This is a genomic window from Streptomyces filamentosus (assembly GCF_014654895.1).
Lineage (GTDB): Bacteria > Actinomycetota > Actinomycetes > Streptomycetales > Streptomycetaceae > Streptomyces > Streptomyces filamentosus.
The window spans coordinates 26,204-53,158 of the sequence record NZ_BNBE01000004.1; the positions used below are offsets into that span (position 1 = coordinate 26,204).

The 26,955-nt window shown below is 71.0% G+C and carries 26 protein-coding genes and 4 pseudogenes; 19 read left to right on the plus strand and 11 right to left on the minus strand.

Annotated features, from left to right (window positions below; genetic code table 11):
* Window positions 1-95: 95 nt before the first annotated feature.
* A protein-coding gene (locus IE326_RS33915) for an IS5 family transposase (RefSeq protein WP_190044310.1) occupies window positions 96-904 on the minus strand; the annotation gives its coding sequence in 2 pieces (ribosomal slippage) (window positions 96-565 and window positions 565-904; 810 coding nt in all).
* 314 nt (window positions 905-1,218) lie between these two features.
* On the opposite strand from IE326_RS33915, the gene IE326_RS33920 reads away from it, so the two are divergent.
* Window positions 1,219-1,842 (plus strand): SMI1/KNR4 family protein, encoded by a 624-nt coding sequence (locus IE326_RS33920; RefSeq protein ID WP_190044311.1) that lies wholly within the window; start codon window positions 1,219-1,221, stop codon window positions 1,840-1,842.
* 463 nt (window positions 1,843-2,305) lie between these two features.
* Here the strand turns inward: IE326_RS33920 and IE326_RS41645 are convergent, their stop codons facing one another.
* The 5 genes from IE326_RS41645 to IE326_RS33930 form a co-directional block, all read right to left on the minus strand.
* The gene (locus IE326_RS41645; protein ID WP_268983057.1) at window positions 2,306-2,437 is read right to left on the minus strand and encodes a hypothetical protein; all 132 of its coding nucleotides are present in this window, start codon (window positions 2,435-2,437) and stop codon (window positions 2,306-2,308) included.
* A 30-nt stretch (window positions 2,438-2,467) separates the two neighbouring features.
* A complete protein-coding gene (locus tag IE326_RS41155) occupies window positions 2,468-3,046 on the minus strand; it encodes an RHS repeat-associated core domain-containing protein (protein ID WP_229915795.1) in 579 nt (192 codons plus the stop codon).
* Between the two features lie 5 nt (window positions 3,047-3,051).
* The gene (locus IE326_RS41160) at window positions 3,052-3,267 is read right to left on the minus strand and encodes a hypothetical protein (RefSeq protein WP_229915796.1); all 216 of its coding nucleotides are present in this window, start codon (window positions 3,265-3,267) and stop codon (window positions 3,052-3,054) included.
* Between the two features lie 4 nt (window positions 3,268-3,271).
* The gene (locus IE326_RS41165; RefSeq protein WP_229915797.1) at window positions 3,272-3,709 is read right to left on the minus strand and encodes a hypothetical protein; all 438 of its coding nucleotides are present in this window, start codon (window positions 3,707-3,709) and stop codon (window positions 3,272-3,274) included.
* Between the two features lie 325 nt (window positions 3,710-4,034).
* Window positions 4,035-4,445 carry a hypothetical protein gene (locus IE326_RS33930; RefSeq protein ID WP_229915798.1) on the minus strand — a complete coding sequence of 137 codons (411 nt, stop codon included), beginning with the start codon at window positions 4,443-4,445 and terminating at the stop codon, window positions 4,035-4,037.
* 395 nt (window positions 4,446-4,840) lie between these two features.
* On the opposite strand from IE326_RS33930, the gene IE326_RS33935 reads away from it, so the two are divergent.
* Window positions 4,841-5,350 (plus strand): SUKH-4 family immunity protein, encoded by a 510-nt coding sequence (locus IE326_RS33935; protein ID WP_190044312.1) that lies wholly within the window; start codon window positions 4,841-4,843, stop codon window positions 5,348-5,350.
* A 168-nt stretch (window positions 5,351-5,518) separates the two neighbouring features.
* On the opposite strand, the gene IE326_RS33940 is transcribed toward IE326_RS33935, so the two are convergent.
* Complete coding sequence (locus IE326_RS33940) at window positions 5,519-5,740, minus strand: hypothetical protein (RefSeq protein WP_229915879.1); 222 nt, start codon at window positions 5,738-5,740, stop codon at window positions 5,519-5,521.
* Window positions 5,741-5,822: 82 nt separating this feature from the next.
* Here IE326_RS33940 and IE326_RS33945 point away from each other — a divergent pair, with 82 nt between their 5' ends.
* From IE326_RS33945 to IE326_RS33960, 4 genes and pseudogenes are all read left to right on the plus strand, one after another.
* Window positions 5,823-6,680 carry a hypothetical protein gene (locus tag IE326_RS33945; RefSeq protein ID WP_190044314.1) on the plus strand — a complete coding sequence of 286 codons (858 nt, stop codon included), beginning with the start codon at window positions 5,823-5,825 and terminating at the stop codon, window positions 6,678-6,680.
* Window positions 6,681-6,866: 186 nt separating this feature from the next.
* Window positions 6,867-7,679, plus strand: a pseudogene (locus tag IE326_RS33950) (transposase family protein).
* 247 nt (window positions 7,680-7,926) lie between these two features.
* Window positions 7,927-8,988: an AraC-like ligand-binding domain-containing protein gene (locus tag IE326_RS33955; RefSeq protein ID WP_444545380.1), complete on the plus strand. Its 1,062-nt coding sequence runs from the start codon at window positions 7,927-7,929 to the stop codon at window positions 8,986-8,988.
* A gap of 212 nt (window positions 8,989-9,200) precedes the next feature.
* Window positions 9,201-9,974: an alpha/beta hydrolase gene (locus IE326_RS33960; RefSeq protein ID WP_308440363.1), complete on the plus strand. Its 774-nt coding sequence runs from the start codon at window positions 9,201-9,203 to the stop codon at window positions 9,972-9,974.
* Between the two features lie 157 nt (window positions 9,975-10,131).
* On the opposite strand, the gene IE326_RS33965 is transcribed toward IE326_RS33960, so the two are convergent.
* Window positions 10,132-12,384 carry an ATP-binding protein gene (locus IE326_RS33965; RefSeq protein ID WP_190044316.1) on the minus strand — a complete coding sequence of 751 codons (2,253 nt, stop codon included), beginning with the start codon at window positions 12,382-12,384 and terminating at the stop codon, window positions 10,132-10,134.
* 64 nt (window positions 12,385-12,448) lie between these two features.
* On the opposite strand from IE326_RS33965, the pseudogene IE326_RS41170 reads away from it, so the two are divergent.
* The 9 genes and pseudogenes from IE326_RS41170 to IE326_RS34010 all read left to right on the plus strand — a co-directional run.
* Window positions 12,449-13,473, plus strand: a pseudogene (locus tag IE326_RS41170) (DEAD/DEAH box helicase); the annotation flags it as partial.
* Complete coding sequence (locus tag IE326_RS33975) at window positions 13,358-13,759, plus strand: redoxin domain-containing protein (RefSeq protein ID WP_190044318.1); 402 nt, start codon at window positions 13,358-13,360, stop codon at window positions 13,757-13,759. The pseudogene IE326_RS41170 and the gene IE326_RS33975, both read left to right, overlap by 116 nt.
* A 152-nt stretch (window positions 13,760-13,911) precedes the next feature.
* Window positions 13,912-15,150, plus strand: coding sequence for an NAD(P)/FAD-dependent oxidoreductase (locus tag IE326_RS33980; RefSeq protein WP_229915799.1), 1,239 nt, complete (start codon window positions 13,912-13,914; stop codon window positions 15,148-15,150).
* A gap of 20 nt (window positions 15,151-15,170) precedes the next feature.
* On the plus strand, window positions 15,171-15,926 hold the full coding sequence (locus tag IE326_RS33985) for a DUF1365 domain-containing protein (RefSeq protein WP_190044320.1): 756 nt from the start codon (window positions 15,171-15,173) through the stop codon (window positions 15,924-15,926).
* The gene (locus IE326_RS33990; protein WP_190044321.1) at window positions 15,923-17,260 is read left to right on the plus strand and encodes an SAM-dependent methyltransferase; all 1,338 of its coding nucleotides are present in this window, start codon (window positions 15,923-15,925) and stop codon (window positions 17,258-17,260) included. Before IE326_RS33985 ends, IE326_RS33990 begins: the two co-directional genes overlap by 4 nt.
* Window positions 17,257-18,543, plus strand: coding sequence for a class I SAM-dependent methyltransferase (locus tag IE326_RS33995; protein ID WP_190044322.1), 1,287 nt, complete (start codon window positions 17,257-17,259; stop codon window positions 18,541-18,543). Before IE326_RS33990 ends, IE326_RS33995 begins: the two co-directional genes overlap by 4 nt.
* A complete protein-coding gene (locus IE326_RS34000) occupies window positions 18,540-19,370 on the plus strand; it encodes a DUF1295 domain-containing protein (RefSeq protein WP_190044323.1) in 831 nt (276 codons plus the stop codon). Before IE326_RS33995 ends, IE326_RS34000 begins: the two co-directional genes overlap by 4 nt.
* Complete coding sequence (locus tag IE326_RS34005; protein WP_190044324.1) at window positions 19,367-20,128, plus strand: alpha/beta fold hydrolase; 762 nt, start codon at window positions 19,367-19,369, stop codon at window positions 20,126-20,128. Before IE326_RS34000 ends, IE326_RS34005 begins: the two co-directional genes overlap by 4 nt.
* 56 nt (window positions 20,129-20,184) lie before the next feature.
* The gene (locus tag IE326_RS34010; protein ID WP_190044325.1) at window positions 20,185-20,580 is read left to right on the plus strand and encodes a DoxX family protein; all 396 of its coding nucleotides are present in this window, start codon (window positions 20,185-20,187) and stop codon (window positions 20,578-20,580) included.
* Between the two features lie 68 nt (window positions 20,581-20,648).
* Here IE326_RS34010 and IE326_RS41175 read toward each other — a convergent pair.
* The 3 genes and pseudogenes from IE326_RS41175 to IE326_RS34020 all read right to left on the minus strand — a co-directional run.
* Window positions 20,649-20,928 (minus strand): annotated as a pseudogene (locus IE326_RS41175) (transposase); the annotation flags it as partial.
* Between the two features lie 239 nt (window positions 20,929-21,167).
* On the minus strand, window positions 21,168-22,607 hold the full coding sequence (locus IE326_RS34015) for an MFS transporter (RefSeq protein WP_190044326.1): 1,440 nt from the start codon (window positions 22,605-22,607) through the stop codon (window positions 21,168-21,170).
* Window positions 22,607-23,986, minus strand: a complete 1,380-nt coding sequence (locus IE326_RS34020; protein WP_190044327.1) for an FAD-dependent oxidoreductase — start codon at window positions 23,984-23,986, stop codon at window positions 22,607-22,609. The genes IE326_RS34015 and IE326_RS34020 overlap by 1 nt, the downstream gene beginning before the upstream one ends.
* 1,087 nt (window positions 23,987-25,073) lie before the next feature.
* On the opposite strand from IE326_RS34020, the gene IE326_RS34025 reads away from it, so the two are divergent.
* The 4 genes and pseudogenes from IE326_RS34025 (at window position 25,074) to IE326_RS34040 (ending at window position 26,949) form a co-directional block, all read left to right on the plus strand.
* The gene (locus tag IE326_RS34025) at window positions 25,074-25,418 is read left to right on the plus strand and encodes an ArsR/SmtB family transcription factor (RefSeq protein ID WP_190044993.1); all 345 of its coding nucleotides are present in this window, start codon (window positions 25,074-25,076) and stop codon (window positions 25,416-25,418) included.
* Entirely contained in the window at window positions 25,415-25,762 is a 348-nt protein-coding gene (locus tag IE326_RS34030; RefSeq protein ID WP_190044328.1) for a hypothetical protein, read from the plus strand. Before IE326_RS34025 ends, IE326_RS34030 begins: the two co-directional genes overlap by 4 nt.
* Before the next feature lie 58 nt (window positions 25,763-25,820).
* Window positions 25,821-26,075 (plus strand): hypothetical protein, encoded by a 255-nt coding sequence (locus IE326_RS34035; RefSeq protein WP_229915800.1) that lies wholly within the window; start codon window positions 25,821-25,823, stop codon window positions 26,073-26,075.
* A 44-nt stretch (window positions 26,076-26,119) separates the two neighbouring features.
* A pseudogene (locus tag IE326_RS34040) lies at window positions 26,120-26,949 on the plus strand (IS5 family transposase).
* Window positions 26,950-26,955 lie beyond the last annotated feature (6 nt).

Here is a 26,955-nt window from a genome sequence, read left to right on the forward strand (position 1 = left end):
TCAGTCGTGAGTTTGACCCACGAGGTCCAGGCACCCCATCCACTGCCGACTTTCGGGCCGTGGATGGGGCGAGCAGCTAGCGCTTACTGATCGTTTCAGAATGAGATTCGGAGTCGTCGCAAGCAGATGATGCTGCAAGCGAGTTGGAGCAGGCCGAGGTGGAGGTCGGCGCGTATCTCGTAGCGGATGCAGAGGCATTTGAACTGGTGGAGCCGGGCGAAGGTCCGCTCGACGACCCAGCGTGTCCTGCCCAGTCCGGAGCCGAGCGGGACGCCGCGTCGGGCGATCATCAGTTTGATGCCGCGGGCTCTGAGGATGCGGCGGTACTTGTCGTAGTCGTAGCCGCGGTCGGCGAACAGCCGGCCCGGCCGGTGCCGCGGCCGTCCGACCAGGCCCCGGATGCGGGGGATCGCGTCCAGTAGCGGCGTCAGCTGGGTGACATCGTGCCTGTTTCCGGCGGTCAGCCACGCGGCGAGGGGTGTTCCGTGCCGGTCTACGATCAGGTGGTGCTTGCTGCCCGGCCTCGCGCGGTCGACCGGCGAAGGTCCGGTGTGAGCCCCCCTTTCAAGGCCCGGACGTGCGAGCCGTCGATCGCGCAGTCGTCCATGTCCAACAGGCCGGCCTTGCACAGCTCGGCCAGAAGAACCTCGTGCAGGCGGGGCCAGACACCGGCCTCGGTCCAGTCCCGCAGCCGCCGCCAGGCCGTCACCCCGCTGCAGCCGGTCCGCTCGGCCGGCACGTCCCTCCAGCTCACGTTCTTGCCCAGCACATACACAATGCCTCGCAGGGCCGCACGGTCGTCCCCCAGCAACCGCCCGGGATACCGATGACGCCGCGGAGGCCGGGGCGGCAGCAGAGGAGCGATGCGTTCCCACAGGTCATCAGGCACAAGATCATCCGACACCCGCACCACTCTGCCGCCACCCGACCCGACCGCCAAGCCCTCACGCCGAACTCATTCTGAAACGATCAGTAAGTCGATCGGACACAAGACACCGGACCCCCCCCGTGACAGGAAGTGACCCGGATCACTCCGTGAAGGGCATGGCGGGGCCGGAGAGCGAGGGCCCCGTCGGCCGGACTCCGGCCGCCTCAGGGGCGTCGAGCGGTTCTCGCGCTCAGGGCCGTCCGTACAGAGAGGGCCGCTGCAGGGCCCTGGCGAACGTGCTGGACCAGGCCGGAACGTCCGCCCTCGCGCACGGCGTCTAACCTCACGGCATGAAGATCGACTGGAGGACGGAGTACCCCCGCCTCTTGGGCGGCCGTCGCTCCGGGTTCTTTGACCCGGACATCATGCGGCGGGAGGGTTTTCCGCTGCAGCGGAGGCTGACCGAGACGGACCTGCGGGAGGCGGAGGGGGAGCTCGGGATCACGTTTCCGTCCGAGTACCGCGAGCACCTCCTGCGGCGTGGAAACCCCGAAAGGGGCTTCAACCGGCTGTGGCGCGGCCCCCGGGGCTGGGGCTGGTACGGCGACACCCAAACCAACTACGAACTGCTGACCGAGCCGTTCCCCCACCCCGATTCCTACCGCGTCGCCGACGACGACCTCGACGAGCACGAACCGCCCCGCGAGGACACAGAGGCCTGGGAGGCGTGGGACGACGAGTGCGGGGTGCTGGAGGAACGGAAGACGGCTGGCGCAGTGTACCTCCAGGAGGGCGGCTGCGTTCTCCACCCTCCTCGTCGTCACAGGTCCTCACCGCGGCGAGATGTGGTTCGACGGCCGCGCCACCTGCGAGCAGATCCTCCCCCTGAGATGGGCCGGTCGGCCCGTGTTCTTCACGGAGTGGGTCGAGCGGGGCATGAGCCTGACCCCGTGGTGAACCAAGAGGCTTACTGAGTCCGTCTACGTGTCCAGTACTCCGAGGCGTACTGCGTCAAACACTTCGAGGCGCAGGAAGCGGCGTGGCGCCACACCACCCGACTCGCGGAGTACCTAAGCGCCGTACGCACCCGGGGGTTCACCGGCCCGGCCGGGGCCGCGGCCGCACTTGGGGGCAGGCCGGCCGGCGGCCGGGGGTGGGGTGGTATCGACGGTGCCGGGCGACAGGACCCGCAGCGCTCGTACGACGGAGGAACCCACGTGGTCGTTGGCGGTGGCGATGATCCGGGCGGTCAGAAGGCGGAACTGGGTGGTGTGGGCGGGCGAGTCGGGGCGCGGGCCGAGGCGGCCGGTTTCGGGGGCGTAGCCGGTGGCCTGGGCAACGGATCCCGCTCCTGGGCGTGGGGGGACACTGTGAAGTGTCCCCCCACGCCCACACACCGAATACATCTCCTATGGAGCCAAGGCACGTCGGCTGCGGTTACTTCCTCTTCCGTGCTTGTGCGATGCCGAAGAGGACGAGGGCGAGGATGGCGATACCGAACAAGAGCCACAGGGGGACACCGTCGAGCCCCTTGTAGGCCATGACCGCCGTATCAGTAGCTGGTTGCACGAGAGCTCCTTCGGTCGAGGTTTCCTTGGTTCAGCTTGTGGCGTCTTCGTGGGCCGACTCGGTTGCTTCGCCGACCGCTATTCCGCCGACGGCGCAGGGGATTGCTCCGGCGCCTCCGGTCAGGCCGGTGCAGCCGGCGGTGAACGTCTTGTCGGCGGCGAAGCTGAGCGCTGTTCCAGCAGCCGCCTTGTAGTCGCCCGTCACCAGCTGACCGACGAATTCACCGACCGCGATGGCGTCTCCGGTCTTGTCCACGGTGTCCATCACGCCGTTGAGGCTGAGAGACCCGTACGGGTCGATGCGGTTGACGGGGTTGCCTTCGGCGTAGGGGTAGGTGTTCTTCTCCTGGCCGGAAGGGTCGGGCTGGGTGAAGCGGCCGATGTTGGGGGCGTAGTAGCGGGCGGCGAAGTGGTAGAGGCCGGAGACGTCGTGGTGGCCGCCGGCAAACTGGTCCGGCTGCGGGACCTGTCCCGAGGCCCCGGCGCGCTGGGACGCCGTGGGGAGGCTGTAGGAGTACGAGTTGGCCTTGGTGCCGGTCTCGTAGGCGAGCGCCACGAGCGAGCCGAGCGCGTCGGTGAGGTAGTAGTAGGACTTGCCGCCGGTCGTCATGGAGTTCAGGGTGCCCCGGGTTCGCGGTTGAATCCCATGTCGACTCCCCCAAGGCCCTTCGCGGAAAGGCCGAGCGGCCCGTGGCCGTCCCGCTGCAGAGTCGTGCCGGTGCGCCGCTTCGGTTTCTTCTTCTGGGCGCCGTTCTTCTTCGCCGCCTCCCGGGCGGCGAGCAGGGCCTGGCGGGCGAGGTCGACGCCGGACAGCTCCGGGACGGCGTTCACGCGATCACTTCCAGTACCTCGCCGCCCAGGCGGGCGGCGAGGTCGGGAAGACGCCGCGACCACGGCTCGGGCCGGACCGGCTCCGGGCGGGCCTGAGCGGGCAGCAGCTCCAGCTGCGCGGCGAGCAGGTGCTCGGCGGTGCGGGTCTGTGCCCTGCGGCGGCCTCGGTCGCGGCGCGCTGGGTGTCATCGCTGTCGGGCAGGGCCTGGTGCCAGGGTCTGGCGAGCTCGGTGGCGTATGCCTTGCGGGCCTCGGCCTGGGCGTCCTCGCTGCAGCCGAGCATCACCAGTGCCTCGTTCCGGTACTCCGCAGCCGCGCTCTCGGCGGTCAGCATGGCGTTGTGCGCGGCGGCGTCCTCGACGGCGTCCGGACCGACTGCCTCCAGAGCGGACGGCCCAGCCCGGCCCCGGCGCCGGAAGCCCTTCTGCGTACGGGACAGCACCCGCTGTGCCTTCGCCAGCCGCTGCTCGGCGCGGGCGGCGTCACTGTACGGGCGCTCCCCCGCCTCGTGGGGCGGAACCGGATGCTTTTCGCCGCCGTGGCAGGCGACCGGGTTGTGCGCTCGACGGCAGCCATGTGCTCCCCGCAGCCCCGGCCCAGCGCAAGGGTCGTCACGAGTACGAGAACCTGGTCAGCGCCCTCATACCCTGACCATGATCGGTCTCACCGATAACCGCTGTGCTGATGTTCCCCGAGGCCATGGAGGCCCGTGGGTTCAGGGAAACCGAAGTCTGTTCAGCGGGAACTCGCCGGTCGGTCTGTGTGCATCAGCTGGGCGGATCCGTGGGTTCGGCGGGAACCGGGGGGTGGGCTGCGAGCCGGCGGGCTTCGGCGGTGACCTCGGCATTGACCTGGTCCACGGTTCTGTCGCCGTATTCGAGGATGTCGTACTCGTCGTCGAGTTCAGCGAGGCGCTCGGTCAGGGGCAGCTCGTGTCCGTGGCGCTGGTGAATCCGGAAGGTGAGCTCCCGTGGCGTGAGCTCTCCGGCGAGCATGCAGCGTGCCAGGGCTCGGGCGGCGGCTTCCTGACCGGCCTCGCTGCCGACCGGATAGAAGGAGAGGCCGAGTTCGTCGAGTGCGGCGGGGAAGCAGGTCGTGGACGTCGTAGTCCGCCTCGGCGCGCGTGCAGGCGGCGAGGATGCGAAGGCCAGGAGTGCCGAGTCCGGCGACGAGCGCATCGCAGGCGGCATTCACCACGTCGCTCGCGCGGATTTCTCCCATGCTCCAGAGAGCGGCATGGTCCTGGAGAGCGGTTGCTGCTGCTTCGGTCGACGTCACTCGTCCATGATTCCCTTCACGGCGCGTCCAGGTCGAGCAGGTTTCATCGAAGGTGCTGTTCAGCGGCCTGTTCCAGCAGGGCTCCTGCGGAGTCCGCGTAGCGCATCGCGGTCTTCTCATCGAGCCCGAAGACTTCGGCGAGATGCAGTGGGTCAGGGCCTCTTCGAGCTGCCGGTCAACACGGAGCCGTTCCAGGGTGGCGTCCTGTCCCCGCATCGGAGCACTAGGTCCTGTCCGATGGGTCGTCCACGAGGTCTGAGAGGATCGGCGGGACGGATCGAGGAGGGAGTGCCGGTTGTCGAGCGGGCAGTGGCTGTCGTATGACGTGAGTTCTCTCGCGCGCCTGGGTGTAGGCCGCGAGGGGGTGTCCCGGCTGGGAGAGCAAGGCCTTCCGGCCGACTGCAACCGCATGTTCGTGCGGGACTCGGGTCGGGAGCTGGAGGTCCGCGGCCTTCCGCCGGGGCGGGCGGTGTTCCTCGGTGCGTTCGAGGACGGCGTCAACACGTACTGGCTGGTGATCGACAGCGGCGAAGTCTGGATGGTCCGCGGCTATGGCAGCGATGGGGACCAGCAGTACGGGCTGGTCAACTCTTCGGTTGCGGGTCTGCAGAACGTCCTGGAGGTATGGGAGGCGTTCATCGGCTCCGGAAGGAGCGACGCGGACGACGACTACGAGGACCACGTCGAAGACGTGATGGAACGGGCCCGGCAGTGCGATCCGCGGGTTTTCGAGGACGAGGAATCCTGGTGGTCCCGCGTTTTCGAGGAAGTCGAGCTTGGCGCCCTGGTCCCGGAAGACCAGTAGGCGAGGACGTGGCGGTCACGGACGGAGCCGGAGCCGGATCGCCGCGACCGCGACCGTGACCGTCCCGTGGAAGACGTAGGCCCTCTTGTCGTAACGGGTGGGTGCGTCTTCCTCGGGACCGCAACCGTCGCAGCCCTCCTCGTCTGGCTCCGCTCGTGAGGGCGAGGATCAGTCCTCATCCTCAGGCAAGTGGAAGTAGACGGTTCCCGACCGCCAGGGACCGTGCTCGGTCATTTCGGACGCGATCACCACGTCCTGGATCTCGGCGGGACCCAGTGCCTCGATGGAATCCGCCAGCCGCCGCAAGAGGGCGGGAACGCTGTCGCAGCCGGGGCCGGTGGGGTTGGCCTGCGAGAAATGGCGCACGGTCCAGTGCGTCGGGGTATCCATCACGGGCCGATCGTAAGACCTGTCATCGCCCGGTCGGCAAGCGATGGCAGGGCCAGGCAACACATGCAGGACAGTCGAGACGGTGATCGCCCGGATAAGTCCTAGCAGGGGCTTCGACTGTCTGTCAGGCCAACTGGGCTACACAGTTGCCAGTTGGGATCCGATTCAGTTCCTCAAGATCCAGGTCGGCGGCCTGCTCGCGACGGCCTTTCTCCACCTCGGCTCCATCGGCCTGCACCGCTTGTGCGCCCTGCTCGTCAAGGCATCGCGGGAGCCATGCCGACGGCAGCCCTTCGCCCTCGGAGTCCTCCGATCATTCCTGGTGACAGTCCGAACCAGCGGGTGGCACCATGCGGCCATGTGCGAAGTCTGCCTGGTCGGCTACACACGCTGTGTCCACGTCACCGCTGACGCCACCGACGCATACCGCCAGGCCATGCGACTGTGCGCGCTGATGGAACACTACGGCGATGAGGCGGAACTGCTGACGCACCTGGAGAGCGTCGGCGAGGTCCGCCGAATGGCCGCAGTGCTGCCGAACTCCCGCTTTGTGTATCGCCCTTACCCTGGCGCCCGATCCTCTTGCGGCGCCGGCGGCTGCGAACCGGACGTGCCGGTCATGGACGACCGTGAACTGGAGGCACACCTGCCGCTCGAAATGTCGGCACGGTTCGCACCGGCGACGGCCGAGGACCAGGTCATCGCGGCACTGGGCGGCAACGGCAACGCGGTCTTCCTCGTATGGTCAGGCCGCTGGCCGGACAGACCCGAGCACGGCCTGCACGGCTCCCGCCACGACGCGGTACAGGTCGCCTTCCGCGGCGACCATTCCGACCCTGCACTGCTGTCCGGCCGGCACGCGGTCCACGTTCACGTGTCCAAGGAGTCCGGCCACTGCGGCGTCGAGTATCTGGCTGCGCAGGCGGGCGTTCACCCGTGACCAACTCGGCGCTCGTGCACGCCGCCGTACGGTCCGCATCACCGCACTCGTCCAAGCCGTCCTCGCCCTACATCTGACCAGCTCAGTGTGAAGTTGGAAAGAGCTCAGTGAGCCATTTTCATCCTGTCTCTGCGGGGTGAAACGGCAGGTCAGCAGGGGTGTGTGACGAGACGAGGCTCCTGGTCGTTGCGGTGGTGTTCTCTACGCACCACCGCACCGTCCGAGGAGCCTTGCCTGGTCCCGTATCGTGCCCGGTCGACGTCCCGCATGAGCTGATCGAGCATGTTTCCTGGCTCGTCTACGCACGAAGGTGTGAACGCCGCTCGCGGTGGCGGAAGCTGGCTGCACCCGGCAGGCCCTGCTCATGCTGGTCCATCTGCGGAAGAACGAGCCCCTGCCCGCCCTGGCAGCCGGCTTCGGCGTCTCGACAGCCACAGCCTGGCGCCACGTCGACGAGGTCCTCGACGTCCTCGCGGCCTGGGCACCGGGCCCGCACGAGGCCCTGACCTGCCTGGGCGAGGGCGACCACGTGATCATCGACAGCCGCCCTGATCCCCATCGACCGCATCGCCGCCGACGAGCCGTACTGCTCCATGAGACATCGCAAGCACGGAATGAACGTGCAGGTCATCGCCCGTCCCGACGGCACACCGCTGCGGTTCTCCCGCGCGGCACCGGGCCGCACCCAGGACCTGACCGCGGCCCGGCCCCACAGCCGTCGTCCAGACCTGCCTCACCCGGCAGGTCCTCGCCCTCGCAGACCGTGCCTACCAGGGAGCCGGCGCCACCTTCCGCACCCCCTACTACCACCACCGCGAACAGCCCGCCCACTACCAGCAGTTCAACCGAGACCACGCACGGCTCAGAGCCCCCGGAGAACGCGCCTTCGCACAGCTGAAGTCCTGGCGCATCCTCCGTCGCGCCCGATGCTCCACCCACCACATCAGCACCATCGTCCAAGCCGTCCACACCCTGCTGACCTGCAGCTATCCAGGATGAAAACGGCTCACTGCCACAAGCCCGAGAGATCGCAGATCTGGAAACAGGGGTTGCCATTCCTGCCTGCTGTTCTGCCTGGAGACACATGTGTTCCGCTGCTTGGCTGTTCAGGCAGGTACCGGGCCCACCGAAACGAGCCCGGTCCCGTCCAGCGCGATCGCTGGAGCCCGTGATCTTCTGGGGCGCGACGCCCAGGTTCCCGACCGTCGCGACCCCGGATGCGGTTTCCTTCTGACCGGAGAGCAAGTTGCGTTTGGTGTTGACGACCGCCTCCGTGCCTGACCCACACAAGGTCTCGTACTGGAGCGAAGTGATGAGCAGGACGCTTGTACCGATGACGGTCACCTCCCTGAGTGAGGGTCCGTTCGAAGGGCGGATCGTCACCGGCCGTCTCGGATACCTCCAGGTGGCCACAGTGGAGGCGGACGCGGAACGGGTCAGCCGTACTCCGTCCCTGGTCGCAAAGTCGCCCGACCCCCTGGTGGCCGTCGCCGTCCAGGTATCCGGCACTGCTGTCCTCGTCCAAGGTGACCGGCGGGTCGAGGTGAGCGAGGGCGAACTGGTCGTGTACAACACTGCCCACCCGTACTCGATCCACTATCCACGGCGGTTCGCCACCCATGTCTTCCAGCTTCCACGACGCGCGCTGGGCGTGTCCGACGAGGAGCTCGGGCAAGCCACGGGACAAGCCATCGGCAGGGAGTACGGCCTGGGCGCGATACTCCTGCCGTTCCTGGCGAGGCTGGCCTCCTCATCGGCCGACGACTACCAGCCGGCAGTGGCGGACAGGCTGGCCGGCAGCGTCGTCGAGCTGCTCGCGACGCTCATCGCGGAACGGGCCCACCAGCAGGGGAGGGACGACGACGGCCGCGGCCATCTGATGATGCGCATCCTCTCCCACATCAACAGGAACCTCGGGGACCCGGACCTGTCACCGGAACTCATCGCACAGGCTCACCAGATCTCGGTCCGCTACCTGCACCGGCTCTTCGAGGGCGAGGGGACGACGGTGAGCCGGCTCATCCGGCAGCGGCGTCTGGAGGAATGCGGCCGCGAACTGGCTCGTCGTGGAAGGACCTCCCCCACGGTGTCCGCCGTGGCCCAGAGGTGGGGGTTCCTCAACCCCGCCCACTTCAGCCGCGCCTTCCGCGCCCACTACGGGGTCTCCCCTCGTGAATGGCGCATCCTGCGCACCACCGCCGGGCTGCCTCCGGCTACTTCCTCGGCGATGGGGACGGCGTCGTCGGGGGCCGAAGGAACACCCGAGGGCCCCCGGTACGGGGCCGGCCTCGCGGCGGCCGGACAGTGACTTCCTCACGTGACCGACGCCCCGCCCTGGATCACGACACGCAGGCCTTCGTGGCCCGGCACTCCCGCTTGCTGTCGGCCGACGGACCGAACGTGGAGCGGGCGCGGTCGGACCTGGTGCGCCTTCAGGAGACCACCCCTCCTCCTCACGACGAGGAGGCGACGCACACCGAGTGGTTCGCACTGCCGGGTGGCCCAACCGGACACGTGCGCGTGCAGGTCGTCCGGCCCGCTGACAGCGTGGGTCAGATCCCCGTCGTGCTGTTCCTCCACGGTTTGGGCTGGGCTCTGGCGGACGCCGCCAGCCACGAACGGATCGTACGCGCGTTCGCCCTCGGTGCGGACGCGGCCGTGGTCTTCGTCGAGTACGAGCGCGTCCCCGAAGCGCGCTATCCGATCGCCGTCGAACAGTGCTACGCGGTCGCGCGGTGGATCTGCGAGCGAGGGGGCGAGATCGGGCTGGACGGCGGTCGCCTGGCAGCCGTGGGCGACTCGGCGGGCGGCAACCTGGTGGCGGCGCTCACCCTGCTCGCCAAGAAGCGCGGAGGAGTGAGGATTCTGCAGCAGGTGCTGATGTGCCCGGTCACCGACGCCGGTCTGGACACCCCCTCCTATAGGGAATTCACCGAGGGCTACTTTCTCGGTGGCGAGGCCATGCGCTGGTTCTGGGACCACTACGTGCCCGACGTGCGTCAGCGGGGCCGGGCCACCGCATCCCCCTTGCGAGCGACCCTGGAGGAACTCGCGGGACTGCCGCCCGCGCTCGTGGTCACCAGTGAGGCCGATGTCCTGCGCGACGAGGGAGAGGCGTACGCGGACAGACTGCGCGCAGCCGGGGTGCCTGTGGTCTCGGTGCGCTATCAGGGGACGATCCACGGCTTCCTGGTGCTGGATCCGCTGCGCGACACCGACGCCGCACGCGCCGCTCTCGTCCAGGTCCTCGACACGGTGCACGTCGCCCTGCACCGCTCTCGGCGGCCCGTCTGATCCACCGGCCCGCCGCCGACCGCGAGGCTGCACGTCACGGGCCAGCGGCACACGGAGGCCACAGACTCGGAAGCGCGGCTGTCGGGCCGGCCCGTCAACTCCGTCGCCCTCGCCTGGTACGGGTGACCTGTTCGGTTCGGTCGCCGTGTCGAGCAGGTCACCCGTTCAGTTCGGCGAGGCGGCCCCGGGCCTCGGTGAGACGAGTGGGGTCGGCCTCGACGCCGAGGGCGAGGCAGCAGGAGAAGGCGTCCCGGGCCTCGGCATGCAGGCCGGCGTTCAGCAGGCTGTTGCCGAGATGGACCAGGGCACGGCTCTCCATCGCCGTGTTGCCGCTGGTGCGGCAGAGGTCCACGGCGATGCGCAGGTGGTCGGCGGCCTCGGCCCAGTTCCTGAGCTGGGTGTGCGCCCCGCCGATGAGGACCCTGAGGTTCGTCCGGGTGAAGTCGGCGACGTGCGGTTCGATGCGGTCGCCGACTGCGTCGAGGAAGGAGAGCGTGTCCAGGATCTCTGCGATGGACTCCTCGTGCAGTCCCCCGTCCACGAGGATCTGATCGTGTTCGACCCGGCTCTGAAGAGCACCATGGAGGTCACCGGCGATCTCGAAGAACGTGGCCGCCTGACGGTTGTGACGCGCAGCCGCCGCGAAGTCGCCGAGCAGCCTGAAGGCCCAGGCAGAGTACTTGTGGGCCCAGCCCTGCTGGGCCGAATCAACGGCTCGCCGGGCCGCGTCGAGAGCCTCGGCAGAACGTGCGAGGCTGTCGTGGTGGCGGCCCTCACAGACGAGCAGAGCCCAGGCATGGTAGTTGAGGTGGGTAGCCTCCAGAAGAGGGTTTCCCAAGATCTGGGCGGAGCGAGCGCCTGTGGCGAAGACCTCGGGCCAGTGTCCCCAGAAGATCCACTGGTCGGAGAACCAGTGCAGCGCCTCGGTGACCTCGACGACGCGGGCGTGGTCACCCTCGGCGGCGGCCGCGCGCAGGGCGGCCAGCCAGTTGGCGCCCTCCGCCTGGAGCCACCGGCGGGCGTGTTCCGCGGTGGACAGGTCGACGGTGCCCTGCCACGAGGCGGGTGGGGCGCCGTGGTCGGGCTCGTACCAGCGGCCCGCCATGACGGTGTTCTCCAGCAGCCAGCGATGAAACGCCGATCGGGCAGCAGCGGCCACTTCCGGCGACTCCTCGTCGCGCAGACGGCCTCGAGCGTAAAGGCGCAGCAGGTCGTGGAAGCGGTAGCGGTCCTGGTCCGTGTTCAGGAGGCCTGTCTCGACGAGCTCTTCGAGGGTGTCCTCCGCTTCGAACAGGGACTGCCCCGTCAGCCGGGCGGCGCCGGCGGCCGCGGCATCGGGGCCGTCGACCAGGGAGAGCAGCCGGAACATGCGGGCCGCGGTAGGGGTGAGCTGGCGGTAGGACAGGTTGAAAGCGGCCGCCAGGTGAAGGTCACCGGCGGTCAGGGTGTCCAGGCGATGCTCCTCCACGGCAAGACGGTCCGCGAGGCGGCGTACGGTCCAGCCGGTGCGGGTGGCGAGCCAGTTGCCGGCCACCCGCAGGGCCAGCGGCAGGTTCCCGCAGTGACCGGCCACCTCGGCGAGCGCGGCCGGGTCCGCCTCGGCACGCTCGCGTCCCACCAACCCGGCCAGGAGAGCGCCGGCCTCGGCAGGGGAGAGCTCGCCGAGGGCCAGGCGGTGCACGCTCTCCAGGCCGGTGAGCATCCGCCGGCTGGTGACCACCACCATTCCCTCGCCTGCGCCCGGAAGCAACGGACGGATCTGCGCCTCGTCCCGGGCGTTGTCCAACACCACCAGGCAACGCCGCTCGGCCAGCACCCGCCGGCACAGCTCCGCGTGCCCCTGCGGGCCGGCCATGCCCAGGTCACGGTCGGCCACCCCGAGGGCCTTCAGCACGAGGAGCAGGACCTCGGCCGAGTCGGGCGGGTCCTCGTCCGTACCCCGCAGGTCGAACATCAGCTGACCGTCGGGAAAACGCCCGGCCAGCTCCTGGGCGGCGCGCAGCGCCAGAGTGGTCTTGCCGGTGCCGGGTGGCCCGGACACCGCCACCACCACGGGTATGTCCTCGGCTTCCTGCCCTGCCAGCGAAGTCAGCCGTGCCAGTTCCGCTTTCCGACCCACGAAGTCGTTGATTCCGCGCGGAAAGGCGCGCAGCCCTGTCGGCTGCGGACGAGGTGTGCGACCGATCCGAGCGGCGGCGAGCAACCGCTCTCGCTCCGTCGTGCTCAGCCGCAAGCCCTCCGCGAGCGCGGCCACCGTCCTGCGCTGGGGCGTGGTGACGCGGCCTCGCTCCAGGTCGCCGATCCCCCGAACACTGACTCCCGAGGCCTCCGCCAAGGCTTCCAGCGTCAGCGACGCCCCCAGACGCAACCGCCGCAGCAGTGCCCCGAACTCCAGACCGGCGCCGGTCACCTGTTCAATCCTCCCGCTCTGCAAACGCACATGTGGTGACCATTCTGCCTGAGAGTGATCTTCGGACCTGCATGTGCGGACTGCCCAGGCGTGGCACGCCGCGACCACCGGGGCCGGACGGTCGCGGCGTGGTCGCTGGAGAACGACGCCGTCCCCGGCTCGCTGGGCGTACGGGGGACCACCACTCGCCCGATTCAGCTCGCCCTGTGGACCGGGGCCGATTGTCGTACTCGCCGCGTACGCCTTCCTCATGGACCGCGAAGACATCGACGCTGTCAAGGGACAGCGGAAGGTTCGAGGGTCGCCGGAGGCCGCTCTGGCGGGCGGGGAGCGGCTCTACGGGCAGCGCATGGACGGCTTCGACCTCGTCATCGTGGACGTGACCCACGGAACCGCCGGTGATCTTGGCCGTCCGTGGCGGCGATCCACGACAACCAGCGGATCCCCGCCGACTTCCGGCTCTGCCTGACCGCGATGCCGCGCATCCTCGCCGCGCCCCGGCCGCAGAAGGGCACGGACGGCCAGGAGGTGGAGCTCGCGACGACGGCCGACGACCCGGACGGGACGTACGGCGCGTGGCTCGCCGAGCTGGGCCTGCCGGAGGTGATCGAGCGGGAGATCCTCGCCGGGTTCGAGATCGACGTCCTGGAGATCCGCGACTCCTCCCCCGTGCTCGGGGAGTCGGAGAAGGCGCGGCGGGACCGGCGGCTGGCGCTGCTGCAGACGGCACTCCTGGAACACGCCGCCACGTGGAACCTGCGCATCGTCATGACCTTCCACCAGAAGGTCGAGAAAGCCGCCGCGTTCGCGGAGAAGCTGCCCGAGACCGCCGCCTCGCTGTACGTCACCGACGCCACAGGCGCCGATCTGGCGGCCGCCGGGAAGCTGCCCACGTCGTCGATCGAGGCCGAGTTCTACGAACTGGAGGTCGGCCCCCACGTCCCGCCGGACCGCGTCTGGTCGGCGTGACTGTGTGGCGACCACCTCGTCGCCGAGCGCCGCGAGGTCCTGCGCCGGTTCGCAGGCGGCACCGACGCCGACAACCGCCGGGTCCACCGCGCAGCTGTGCCCGCACTCCGACGGCTCGGACCAGCTCCGGTCCGCCGGAGCCACTGCGTGGGGCATCAGCCCGCAAGGGCTCGACCGTCATGAGAAGTGCGCCCGCAACCGCAGGCCGGGCATGCCCCTGCTGCCCGACGAGGAGCGGGCGGTGGCGACGTCCTTCGGGAACAGCGCACCCCTGATCGGCCTGCGCCGGTCGGTGTTCATCATCAACGGCTGCGGCCGCCTGCACCGGAAGCACGTCACCGCCGTAGGAGCCACCTCCCTGCCCACCGTCACGCCGAGCACGCGTCTCGCCGGTCTCACCGGCTGAACCGGCACGCCCCTCCGGTCGGCCTTTCCACCCAGCCATCGCACATCGCGTCCAATCCGCTGCCCCGGCTGCTGCGAAGTACGGGTGAAACGCAGCAGCCGAGCGGCGTGGCGAGTGGCGGGAGGCTTGTGGTGGAAGACCGGAAAGTAGCCGTGGTTGGCGCCGGGGTAGCCGGACTGACCGCCGCCTACATCCTTGCTTCCTCGAACCAGGTCACCCTGTACGAGGCCGAGGGACGGCTCGGCGGCCACGCCCACACCCGCGAACTGGCCGTGCCTGGTGGCGGGGCGGTGCCCGTGGACTCCGGCTTCATCGTCCACAACGAACGCACCTATCCGACCCTGCTGCGGCTCTTCGACGAGCTGGGGATCACCACGCAGGACGCCGAGATGAGCATGTCGGTGCGGTGTGACGGCTGCGGGCTGGAGTACGCGGGAGCCCGCGGCCCGGCCGCTCTGTTCGCCTCCCGTCCCACGTGGCGGGGCCGTTACCTGCGACTGCTGGCGCAGGTTCCGGTCTTCCACCGCGGCGCCCGTCGCCTGCTGGCCCGCGCCCCGCACTCGGGCATCACGTTCGGGGATTTCCTGCGCGAGGGAGGGTTCTCCGCCTACTTCGTCAGCCACTTCGCCCTGCCGCTCGTGTCCGCCGTGTGGTCCTGCCCCGCACGTACCGCGCTGTCCTACCCGGCCGCGTACCTGTTCGCCTTCCTCGACCACCACGGCCTGCTCTCCGTCACCGGCTCCCCCCAGTGGAAGACCGTCACCGGCGGCTCGTCCGCCTACGTCGACGCCGCCGCCAAGCACATCCAGCGCGTCCGCACCTCCAGCCCCGTCCACACCGTCCGGCGCACCAGCCGAGGCGTGCTGATCACCACCGGCGATGGAGCCATCGACGCCCACGACGTCGTCGTGATCGCCACCCACCCCGACCAGGCATTGCGCATGCTCGCCGACCCCACCACGGACGAGAAGCGGCTTCTGGGGGCTTTCACCTACTCCCGCAACCCCACCGTGCTGCACACCGACACCACCGTCCTGCCCCGCGCGCCGCGCGCCCGCGCCTCCTGGAACTACCGCATGTCCGGCTGCGAACCCTCCGCCGACTCCGTCCGTGTCAGCTATGACATGCAGCGGCTTCAGCAGCTGCCCGCCGGCTCCGGCTACGTCGTCACCCTCGGCGGCGAGGACGGCATCGCCGCGGACCGGGTGGTGGAGAGGATGGTGTACGAGCACCCGGTCTACACCCCGACCTCGGTCGCGGCCCAGCGGGAGCTGCCCCGGCTCAACACGGGCGTGACCGCGTACGCCGGAGCGTGGCACGGCTGGGGCTTTCACGAGGACGGCTGCCGCTCGGGTGTCGAGGCGGCCCGGTCCTTTGGGGTGGACTGGTGACGCGCGCCGAAGGAGACGTCATGTCCGCGGGCCCTCTGGGCGCGGAGTCCGTCGCGGCGCTGTACGACTGCGTGATCACGCACGTCCGCCGCAAGCCCCTGCGGCACGCTCTGCGGCACCGCACCTACCTGTGGTGCGTGGATCCGGACCGGTTGCCGGTGCTGCCCCGTCCGCTGCGTCCGCTGGCCCGTTTCGACACCCGCGACCACTTCGGAGGCACCGCCGGGTCCATCCGCGCCGGCCTCGACGCCTTCCTGGCCGCCCACGGCATCGACCTGCAGGGCGGACGGGTGGTGATGCTGGCGCACGCCCGGGTCTTCGGGTACGTCTTCAACCCGCTCAGCGTGTACTGGTGCCACGACTCCTCCGACGCCCTGGTGTGCGTGGTCGCGGAGGTCCACAACACCTACGGGCAGCGCCACTGCTACCTGCTGCGGACGGACGAAGCCGGTGAGGCTGAGGTGGACAAGGAGTTCTACGTCTCGCCGTTCTTCGCGGTCGAGGGCCGCTACCGGATGCGGCTGCCGCTGCCCGGCGAGCACCTCGGCCTGACCATCCGGCTGGAGCACGAGGGAGGCCGGGCGTTCACCGCGGCGGTCCGGGGTGTCCGTCGCCCCGCGAGCGTGCCCGCCCTGCTGTCCGCGGCCGTGCGCAGGCCCTGGTCCACCGCCGCGGTCTGGGCCGGAATCCGCCGCCACGGCGTCCACCTGCTGCTGCGCGGCCTGCCCGTGCGCCCCCGTCCCCGTCACACTCCGCAGAAAGGCATGCTGCCGTGACCCGCCCCGTCCTCACATCCGAACCCCGGCCCCAGCCCGCCGGCCGCATCGTCGGGATCCCTCACCAGACGATCCCGAACAGCGGGTCCGCAGCCGCGCCGACGGCCTGCCGTGCGGACGTCGACGCCGGCCGGTGGCCGGATGTGGCTCGGCTGCCGTCGGCGGCCCCTGCCCGCACCGCCCTCGCCAGGCACTTTGTCGGCCGGGCTTTGGACCGGCTGGCCCTGACCGGGCCCGCCACCGGCGTCCGCTCGTCAGCTGTCGGGCCGCGGCTGACGCTCCACGATCCGGATGCCTTTCACCGCCGGATCGGCCGCCACGGGCTGATCGGCTTCGGCGAGTCCTACATGGCGGGCGAATGGGACAGCGACGACCTGGCCGGCGCCCTGACCGTCCTCGCCGCCCACACCGACGACCTGGTGCCCGCTCGGCTGCGCCGGCTCCGCGGCCTGTGGGTGTCCGCCCGTCCCACCGCCGACCGCAACACGCGCACCGGTGCCCGCGACAACATCCAGCGCCACTACGACCTGTCCAACGATCTGTTCGCCGCCTTCCTCGACCCCACCCTCAGCTACTCCTCCGCGGTCTTCACCGCGTTCCCCGCCCGCTCGGAGTCCCTCGCCTCCGCCCAGCACCGCAAGATCGACAGGCTTCTGGACCTCGCCGGCGTCGGCGAGGGCACCCGGCTGCTGGAGATCGGCACCGGCTGGGGCGAACTCGCCCTGCGGGCCGCCGCCCGCGGCGCGCGAGTCACCACCCTGACCCTCTCCGTCGAACAGGCCGCCCTGGCCCGCGAGCGAATCGCGGCAGCCGGTCTCGCCGACCGGGTGGACGTCCAGCTGCGCGATTACCGCGACATCGAGGGCCGCTATGACGCCGTGATCAGCGTCGAGATGATCGAAGCGGTCGGCGCCGAGTACTGGCCCGCCTACTTCACCGCCCTGCGCCGCGCGCTCGCGCCCGGCGGCAGGATCGCCCTGCAGGCCATCACCATGGGCCACCGGCAGATGCTGCACACCGCCGCCACCCACACCTTCATCAGCAAGTACGTCTTCCCCGGCGGACTGATCCCCTCCCGAGAAGCCATCGCCGAGCACTCCGCCGCCGCCGGCCTGCACACGGCCGCCGACGACGGCTTCGGCGAGCACTACGCCGAGACCCTGCGCCTGTGGCGGGAACAGTTCGTCGCCAACCGCGCCGCCGTCACCGGACTCGGCTTCGACCCGGTCTTCCGGCGCATGTGGGAGTTCTACCTCGCCTACTCGGAAGCCGGATTCCGCTCCCGCTACCTCGACGTCCGCCAGCTCCTCCTCACCGAAGGAACCCCCCGATGAGCCCCGCCGCCGACCGACTCGCCCGACTCCTCGGCCACTTCCTCCCGGGGCCGCTCCCCGTGCGCGTCCGGGCCTGGGACGGCAGCCAGACGGGTCCCGCCGGCGCGCCCCTGGTGCTCCTCCGCTCGCCCGACGCGCTGCGCCGCCTTGTGTGGCAGCCGGGCGAGCTCGGCCTGGCCGAGGCGTACGTCACCGGCGACCTGGACGTCGAGGGCGACCTCGCCGACGCCCTCTCCAGGGCCGGCCGAAGCGTCCGCGACCGGCCCGCGACACGCCCCGGACCCGCGGGCATGACCGCGGCCACCGCCCTCGCGGTCCGCCTCGGTGCCGTCGGGCCGCCCCCGAAGCGCCCCGACGGGCGGGCTCGCCTGACCGGCGGCCTGCACAGCGTCGCGCGGGACCGCGCGGGGATCAGCCATCACTACGACCTCTCCAACGACTTCTACGCGCTCCTCCTCGACGAGTCGATGGCGTACTCCTGCGGCTACTGGACCCGGCCCGGCGATCCGGCCTACACCCTGGCCGACGCGCAGCGCGACAAACTCGATCTGATCTGCCGCAAACTCGGCCTGGGGCCCGGGGACCGGCTGCTCGACGTCGGCTGCGGCTGGGGCTCCCTCACCGTCCACGCGGCGCGCGAACACAAGGTCCGCGTCACCGCGGTCACCCTGTCCCGCGCCCAGCACGAGTTCGTCACCGCGCGGGCCGCACGCGAGGGGGTGTCCGACCTCGTGGACGTCCAGCTGCGGCACTGGCGCGACATCGACGGCGGCGGCTACGACGCGGCCGCGGCCGTCGAGATGGGCGAACACGTCGGCGACGCCGAATACCCCGCCTTCGCGACGAAGCTGCACGACGCGCTGTGCCCCGAGGGCCGGCTCCTGATCCAGCAGATGTCCCGCGGCGCCCACGCACCCGGCGGAGGCGCCTTCATCGAGACGTACATCGCACCCGACATGCACATGCGCCCCGTCGGCCGCACCGTCGACGTGCTGGAGACCGCCGGTCTGGAGGTCCGCTCCGTCGAATCGCTCCGCGAGCACTACACGACCACCATCGACGCCTGGCGCGCCACCCTCGAACAGCGCTGGAGCGACATCGAGGCCCTCGTCGGAACGACCACCGCCCGCGTCTGGCGCCTGTACCTCGCCGGCGCGTCGCTCGCCTTCGCCGAACGCCGCATGGGCGTCGACCAGATCCTCGCCGTCCGTCCCGCCCGCGAGGGGACGTCCGGCATGCCGGCGACCCCCGCCGGCTGGTACGCCGAGGCGGGGCCCGCGTGAGCGGCACCGCTTGGGGCGCCCTCGGCGTCAACCTCGCCGTCTGCGCGGGCACGGCGGCGGCGGTGCTCCTCGCCACCTTCGCCGTCGCCGTACGCCGCAGGCTGCACCGGATCGTCGACATCGCCTGGGGACTCGCCTTCGCCGCCGTCGCCGCCGTCACCTGGCTGCTCTCCGCCGGTGACGGCGACGACGGCCGACGCCTGCTCGTCGCCGCGACGACCGTCCTGTGGGGGCTGCGGCTGGCCGCCCACGTCGCCCACCGCTCCCGCGGCCACGGCGAGGACCCCCGCTACACCGACCTCCTCGACAAGGCCCCCGGGAACCGGACCCTCTACGCGCTGCGCACCGTCTACCTCGGCCAGGCGGCCCTCGTCTGGCTGATCTCCCTCCCCGTCCAGGCCGCCTCCTACAGCTCCGCGCCCCTGGACGCCCTGGCGTACTGCGGGCTCGCGCTGTGGGCGACCGGTCTCGTCTTCGAGGCGGTCGGCGACCACCAGCTGGCCCGCTTCAAGGCGAACCCGACCAACCGGGGACGGATCATGGACCAGGGCCTGTGGGCCTGGACCCGGCACCCCAACTACTTCGGCGACAGTCTCGTCTGGTGGGGCCTGTACCTCCTCGCCTGCACCGCCTGGCAGCCGGCCCTCGCCGTCCTCGTCTCCCCGGTCCTCATGACCCTGCTCCTCACCGTCGGCAGCGGCAAACGCCTCCTGGAAAAGCACATGGCCCACCGCCCCGGCTACACCGCGTACACAGCCCGCACCAGCGGCTTCCTCCCCCTGCCACCCCGGAAGACGGCTCGCGGCACACCGGAGAGCACGAAATGAGCGGATCCGAGCGAAGCGCCGCCCTCCCCGCCCTCCACCTCCCCGAGCCCCGATTTCTGCCCGCGGTCGGCGCGGTACTGCTGCTGCACGGCGGACGCGCCGACTCCCTCGCACCCCCGTCTGCCCTCAACCTGCCCGACCTGCGGATGAGAGCCTTCGCCCGTGCGCTCGGTCAGGACCCCCGCCACGCCGACGTCCTCATCGGTTACGTCCGCTACCGGATGCGCGGCTGGAACGGAGAGCGCGCCGACCCCGTCCACGACACGCGCCGGGCCCTGGCCGAACTCGCCGACCTGGCCGGTCCGCTGCCCGTGGTGCTGCTGGGGCACTCCATGGGCGCCCGTGCCGCGCTGCGCGCCGCCGACGATCCGCACGTCCGCGGCGTCGTGGCACTCGCCCCCTGGTGCCCTCCGGGTGAGCCGGTCACCCACCTGGCGAATCGCAGCGTGATCGCCCTCCACGACCCGGCCGACCCGGTCACGTCCGCCACCGACACCTGGACCTACCTCCGCCGTGCGGAGGCGGCCGGAGCCCGGGTCCGAGGCATCCGCATGCCCGGCGGCCGCCACACCATGATCGGCCGCTCACGCCTCTGGCACAGCCTCGCCGCCCGCAGCACAGTCGAGGTCCTCGGTCGGGATTCCCCGCCCAGCACCTCCGCCCCGGAGACAATGTGGGGGGCAGGACCGCTGGACGCCGTCATGTTCATCCCGTCTGTCGGTGAGCGTCACCCGATCCGTCCGCGCCGCCGCAACTGATCGGTTTCCCGGCCGCCTGCTCCTACGCCCTGCTGTCTCTTGATCGAAGGAACCCCATGTCCCCTGCTCGTTCGGCGCTTCTGCTCGCCGGTCTGATGGCCTCGGCGGGCCTCGCCCACTTCGCCGCACCCAGGCAGTTCGACTCCCTCGTGCCGCGCTCCCTGCCGGGCAGCCCCCGGGCCTGGACCACGGCCAGCGGCGTGGCCGAGCTGGCCCTGGCCGCCGGTCTCGCGCTGCCGGCGACCCGAAGGGCGAGCGCCCACGCGACCGCCCTGTTCTTCGCCGGAGTGTTCCCGGCGAACGTCAAGATGGCCTACGACTGGCGTGACCGCTCGACAACCGCGAGAGCCGTCGCCTACGCGCGGCTCCCCCTCCAGGTCCCGCTGATCCTCTGGGCCCGCCACGCCGGTACGCCGGAGGTCCGGCGTGGCCCCGTCGGCGACCACGGGTGAGAAGGAGCACTGGGGTGGCGAGAAGTGCGAGCACTTGGGCGATGACGACGAGATTCTTGTCAGTGAACCAGGCCGGATCCGTGGGCGGTGCCCTTGCGGGCGGTCTTCGGTGTGGTGCCGCGGGCCCGGAGCAGGCGTCGGTACGTGTCGTAGCCACGGTCGGCGAGCGGCCGACTCGGCCGGTGTGGGGGCCGGCCCACCAGACCGCGGATGCGGGGGATGGTGGGCCGACAGCGGTACGAGCTGGGTGACGTCGTGTCGGTTGCCGCCGGTCAGCGAGACGGCGAGGGGTGTTCCGTGCCGGTCGGCGACCAGGTGGTCATGCTCGTGCGCAGGACACAGGCGATCCCGTGCGGAGCTGAACGATCGTCCGCCGGCAGCCGGGCCATACGTGCTGGTCGCGGAGGGCCCGGCTGAGGTCGGCGCGGTTCCCGGCACCGCGTCGAGGGCGGGGGCAGGGGAATGGGAGCGACCCCCGCCCAGGATGCCTGGGCGGGGGCCGGTTGACGGCCGGTCCACGCGCGCCCGGGGGGGTGAGCCACGCGCAGCCGGTCCAGGAGGTGTTCCACTTCGCTCCGCTGCACCGCCTACCCCCACATGCCGCACCCACACCCCACGTCGCCGATCGGTTTTCCCGGACGGTCGGCGAGAGGGCGGGGCCGTGTCACACGGGCCTGTAACACGGCGGCCGGGGCGGGGTTCGCGAGGTGCAGGCGCAGGTGGGAGCACTTGTGTCGCACAGCTCGCCCGCGGCCCTCGTTCACAAGGGGCGCAGGCGGCTGTGTGCGTTCCGTGATCGGCCAGGTGATGTGGGTGCGGACGGTGGCACCGAAGGCGGTGAGCGCGGCTGCGGCGCCGAGGGCGGCGAGGAGGGTGAAGAGGTGGGGGGTACCGCCGAGGGGCGGGGCGAGGAGGGCGGCGGCGAAGGGGGCGAGGGCGGAGGCGGTCATGGCGGGTGCGCTGAGGGTGCCGGAGAGGCGTCCGTAGTGGGTGGTGCCCCAGCGGTCGGTGACGGCGGTGGCCTGGAGGAGGGTGAGGTTGCCCCGGACGACGCCGGCGAGGACGGAGACGGCGACCAGCAGCCCGTACGGGCCCGGGACGAGGGCGAACGCGACGGTGGTGAAGGCGCCGAGGAGGATGAGGGCGACGGTGCGGGTGGTGGTTCCGGTGTGGCGGGCGAGCGTCGCGTAGAGGGTGCGGCCGAGGGTCTGCCCGGCGCCGCCGAGGCCGAGGATCCAGGCGGCCTGGCCGGTGGTGTAGCCGCGTTCGAGCATGAGCGGTACGAGGGTGACGACGACCGCGTACATCGCGAACGCCGAGAGCAGGAAGGTGAGTGCGAGGAGGAGGAACGGGCGGCTGCGGATCACCTCGTGCGGCGCGGAGGCGGTGTCGGTGGGTGCCGGTGGGGCCGGGGGCCAGGGGGCACGCAGGGCGAGGGCGTGGGCCGGGACCGTGAGGGCGGCGAGGATCGCGGCGAGTACGAGGAAGGTGGCGCGCCAGGTGAGGTGGTCGGCGAGGTAGGCGGTGAGGGGGGCGAAGACGGTGGAGGCGAGGCCGCCGGCGAGGGTGACGATCGTGAGGGCGCGGATGTGGTCGGGGGCGTACCAGCGGGTGACGGCCGCGAAGGCGGGCTGGTAGAAGGTGGTGGCCATGGCGAACCCGGCCAGGAGCCAGCCGGTGAAGAACACCGGCAGGTTCGGCGCCAGGGCCACGGCCACGAGGCTCGCCGTGCCCGTGATCGAGCCGGCGGTCATGACGGTGCGCGGGCCGTGGTGGTCGATGATCCTGCCGACGCGTATGCCGGCGATGCCGGAGACGACGAGGGCGAGGGAGAACGCGGCCATGGTCGCGGTGCTTGACCAGCCGGTGTCGGCGGTGATCTCGGGGTTGAGGACGGGAAAGGCGTAGTAGACGATGCCCCAGCTCGTGATCTGCGTCGCGCAGAGCGCGGGCAGCACGGCGCGGGGCCGTGACCGAACCCCCGTTTCGGTCACGGCCCCGCGCGTGCGGGTGGTCGGTTCTGCCATCAGCCGCAGGACGGCGCGGGGGCCGCGGTGCCGCCGAGCTGGATGAGGGCCGGGGCGGGGGCGCAGCAGCCTCCGCCGTTCGTCGCGTTCTCGTCCGCCCGGGGCTGGTCGAAGAGGCCCGCGCCGCCGCAGACGCCCGTCTCCGGGAGGACGAGTTCGACGCTCTCGGCCGAGGCGTGGTCGCCGGCGATCGAGGCGACGACGGAGCGGACCTGCTCGTAGCCGGTGAGGGCGAGGAAGGTCGGCGCGCGGCCGTAGGACTTCATCCCGACAAGGTAGATGCCTTCCTCCGGGTGGGACAGCTCCTTGACGCCGTGGGGGTAGATGGTCCCGCAGGAGTGCTGGTTGGGGTCGATGAGCGGCGCGAGGGCGACGGGGGCCTGGAGGCGTTCGTCGAGGCCGAGGCGGAGCTCGTCGAGGAAGGTGAGGTCGGGGCGGAAGCCGGTGAGGACGACGACCTCGTCGACCGGGTCGAGGCGCCGGCCGTCCTCGCCGACCAGGACGAGGCGGCCGTCGCCGTCGCGCTCGATCGCCTCCGTGCGGAAGCCGGTGACCGCGTCGGCGTGACCCTGGTCGACGGCCGCCTTCGCGGCCAGGCCGAGGGCCCCGCGGGCGGGGAGCTGGTCGGAGGCGCCGCCGCCGAAGGTGGAACCGGAGATGCCCCGGCGCAGGATCCAGAGCGCCTTCGTCCCTGCGCCGTCCTCGGCCTCGGCCAGGTCGGCGAGGTACGCGAGGGCGGTGAAGGCCGAGGCTCCCGAACCGATCACGGCCGTCCGCTTCCCGGCGTGCCGGGCCCGGACGGCAGGGTCCTTGAGGTCGGGGACGCGGTACGAGATCCGGTCGGCGGCGGCCTTCTCGCCGAGGGCCGGCAGGCCGGAGGCTCCGGCCGGGCTCGGGGTGGACCAGGTGCCGGAGGCGTCGATCACCGCGCGGGCGGAGAACCGCTCCTCACGTCCGTCGGCGTAAGTGACGTGGACGACGAACGGCTGGGCCTCGCGGTCGGCGTCGACGATCCGGTCCCGGCCGGCGCGGGAGACGCCGGTGACGCGGGCGCCGAGGCGGACCTTGTCGCCGAGGGCGTCGGCGAGCGGCCGGAGGTAGCCGGCTGCCCAGTCACCGCCGGTGGGGTACGCCTTCTCGTCGGGCTTCACCCAGCCGGTGGGGGCGAGGAGCTTCTCGGCGGCCGGGTCGATGACCTCGCTCCAGGGGGAGAAGAGCCGTACGTGCGCCCATTCGCGTACCGCCGCGCCGGCCGTCGGGCCGGCCTCCAGGACCAGCGGCTCGATGCCCCGGTCGGTGAGGTGGGCGGCTGCGGCCAGGCCGGTGGGGCCGGCTCCGATGACCACGACGGGCAGCTGCTCGGTGGCGGTGGCGTTCATGACGAATTCCCTTGCTTCGACGTCTGTCGATCTCTTGCTCCCTCAGGATGGCACTCGATATCGATGAACGTCAACATAGACATTCATCGAAATGGAGTGGTCGCCCGTCGAGCGCATCGATGTCGCCACCAACGGCCTCACCGTCTTCTCGCCCACCCGGTACGGCGCCCGCCGGGGCTTGCGTTCGGCGGCGCCCCGGACCGCCACCCACACCGCGACGAGGTGGTGGCCTACCTGCTCCGGTACACCGAGCACCTGGACGCCGACGCCCTCACGGGGCACCGTGCCGCTTCGGCACGCCGGGCCGGGAGGGCTTCGAGCTCGACCTCGACGGCGGACCGCCCCTGAGCGCCCGTGCGGTGGTCGCCGCCAGCGGAGGCTTCGGCCACCCGAACCGGCCCGTCCTCCCCGATCTCGGCACCTTCACCGGCGCGCTGCTGCGCGTCCCGGAGTGCCGCGCCCCGGCCCAGCCCTGCGGCCGACGGGGCGTGGTGGCCGACGCGGGAAACTCGGCGGTGCAGGCCGCCACCGAAATCACAGAGAGGGCGCAGGGGGCCCTGGCGCCCCGGGCCCCAGTGCACTGGCTGCCGCAGCGGCCGCCGGGGCGCGACCTGCGCTTCTGGCCGGCGGTCACGGGCCTGGACTCCGCCTCGCTCGGCCGCTTCCAGAGGCATTCGACCACGAGGGCGGCCATCGACGACGGCCGCCACCGCGCCACCCTCGCCGCCGGCCGGGCAGGCGCCCACCGTTCACAAGCAGCGTCGACGACCCCTCGTGACGTAGAGCGACGGCACGGCGGAGGAGGTCGACCCGACCATCCTGGCCACCGGCTACCGGCTACCGGCCCGACATCGCCCCCGGCCCGGAGCCCTCGACGGCGCGGACCGGCACGGCACCTCCCTCACCCACCCACGCCTCGCGCACCTCGGGCTGGAGTGGCAGCGCAGCCTGTCGTCGGCATCTCTGCGGGGGTGTGGGCCGGGACGCCGAACGGGCCGCGCAGGCTCGGTCGGCAGCTACGTCGCCCGTAGCCCGCACCCTCCTGGTTCGACATGCGTCAACATAGAAAGATGCCGAACACGAGGGGCTGCCGCTGCTCCAGAGCGAGGTCGAGCCGTGCTGCCCGCCGCTGGCCGAGCGCCCGCTGACGACCGAGGAGGCGGAGCGGGCGGCCTTGATGTTCAAGGCGCTGGGTGACCCGGTGCGACTGCGGCTGTTCTCGGCCGTCGCCTCGCACGAGAGCGGCGAGGCGTGCGTGTGCGACATCTCCGACGTGGGCGTCTCCCAGCCCACCGTGTCCCACCACGTGAAGAAGCTGAAGGAGGCCGGGCTGCTGTCCTCCGAGCGGCGCGGGACGTGGGTGTACTACCGCGTCGAGCCCGCCGTGCCGGCGGCGAGGGGGCAGGCGCCGACCGAGGCGGCCACCGTGTGACCGCCTCCGCCCTGGTGATGCCCCTCACCACCGCCCACGCCGGTGAAGTCCTCGCGATCCGCCAGGCCGGGATCGACGAGGGCAACACCGCCTTCGAGACCACCGCGCCTGCCTGGGAGCAGTTCGGCCCGGCCCAGCTGTCCGAGCACCGCTCCGCCACCCTCGACGAGACCTGCCGGGCCCTAGGTGCTGTCGTCAAAGTGGCCTCGGTGAGGCCCGTGGCATCCAGCACCGTAAGCCGCGCGGCGGAGCATCCAAGTGAGGGGAGACGCTCGGACATTCCGGCAGCTGTGGCCACTGGATGCGCCGATATCCTCTCCGAGAACAGCCCCGACGAATTGTGAGAAGCCAGTGATCCGAGACCTGTACAACGTCCGGGTGCAGCCTGGGGAAGACGGCTCCATGCCGCTGACCGAGGAGGAAGAGCAGCGCGTGCGGGCGGTGTTCTTCAGCGATCTCGGCAACACCATCGCCGAACGAGGCTGGGTCCGGTTCCCCGCATACTCGCCGGAGGAACGTCGCCGACTGGTCGATGTCGCGCACCGTCTCAGTGCTCATTGGGGGCAGCAGGTGTTCATCGAGGCCGAAGACCAGTGCGCCATGAAGCTCTATCTCGCCGGGCACGGATCGCAGCCGGCGAATCCGTTGCTGCCGTAGGCGGGAGGTCGCTGTCTGCGTGACTAGTGGATCATGGTCGGGTGATAGGTCGCCATGAACTGTCGGACGCCGAGTGGGAGTTCATCCGTCCTCTGTTGCCTCGGTCGGAACGGGGGAGGAGACGGCTGGATGACCGGACGGTCCTGAACGGGATCGTTTGGAAGTTCCGGACGGGCACGGCTTGGCGGGACGTCCCGGAGAGGTTCGGATCCTGGGCCACGCTGCACACCCGCTTCCGTCGATGGGCCAAGGACGGCACCTTCGAGCGGATGCTCCGGGAAGCACAGGCGCGGGCGGACGCCGCCGGTGAGGTCAACTGGTTGGTATCAGTCGACTCCACCATCGTCCGCGCCCACCAGCACGCTGCCGGGGCCCGAAAAGGGGGCTCCGCAGCCCTGGTCTTGGACGCTCCCGAGGCGGCCTGACCAGCAAGATTCATCTCGCTTGCGATGCCTTGGGCCGCCCGCTCGCGTTCACCGTCACGGGCGGCAACACCAACGACTGCACTCAGTTCACCGACGTGATGGTCGCGATACGGGTACCTCGCATCGGTCCGGGACGGCCCCGGGTGCGGCCTGCCCACGTCTTGGGCGACAAGGGATACAGCTCCAAAGCTATCCGCACCTGGCTGCGGCGGCGCGGCATCGCCCACACCATCCCCGAGCGGGCCGACCAGGTCCGCAACCGGCTCCGGCGCGGCAGCCTAGGCGGTCGCCCTCCGACCTTCGACAAGGAGCTCTACAAGCGCCGCAACGTCGTGGAACGGTGCTTCAATCGCCTCAAGCAGTGGCGCGGCATCGCAACCCGGTACGACAAGACCGCCGAGTCCTACCAAGCCGCCGTCACCCTCGCATCGCTTCTGATGTGGGCGTGACATTTG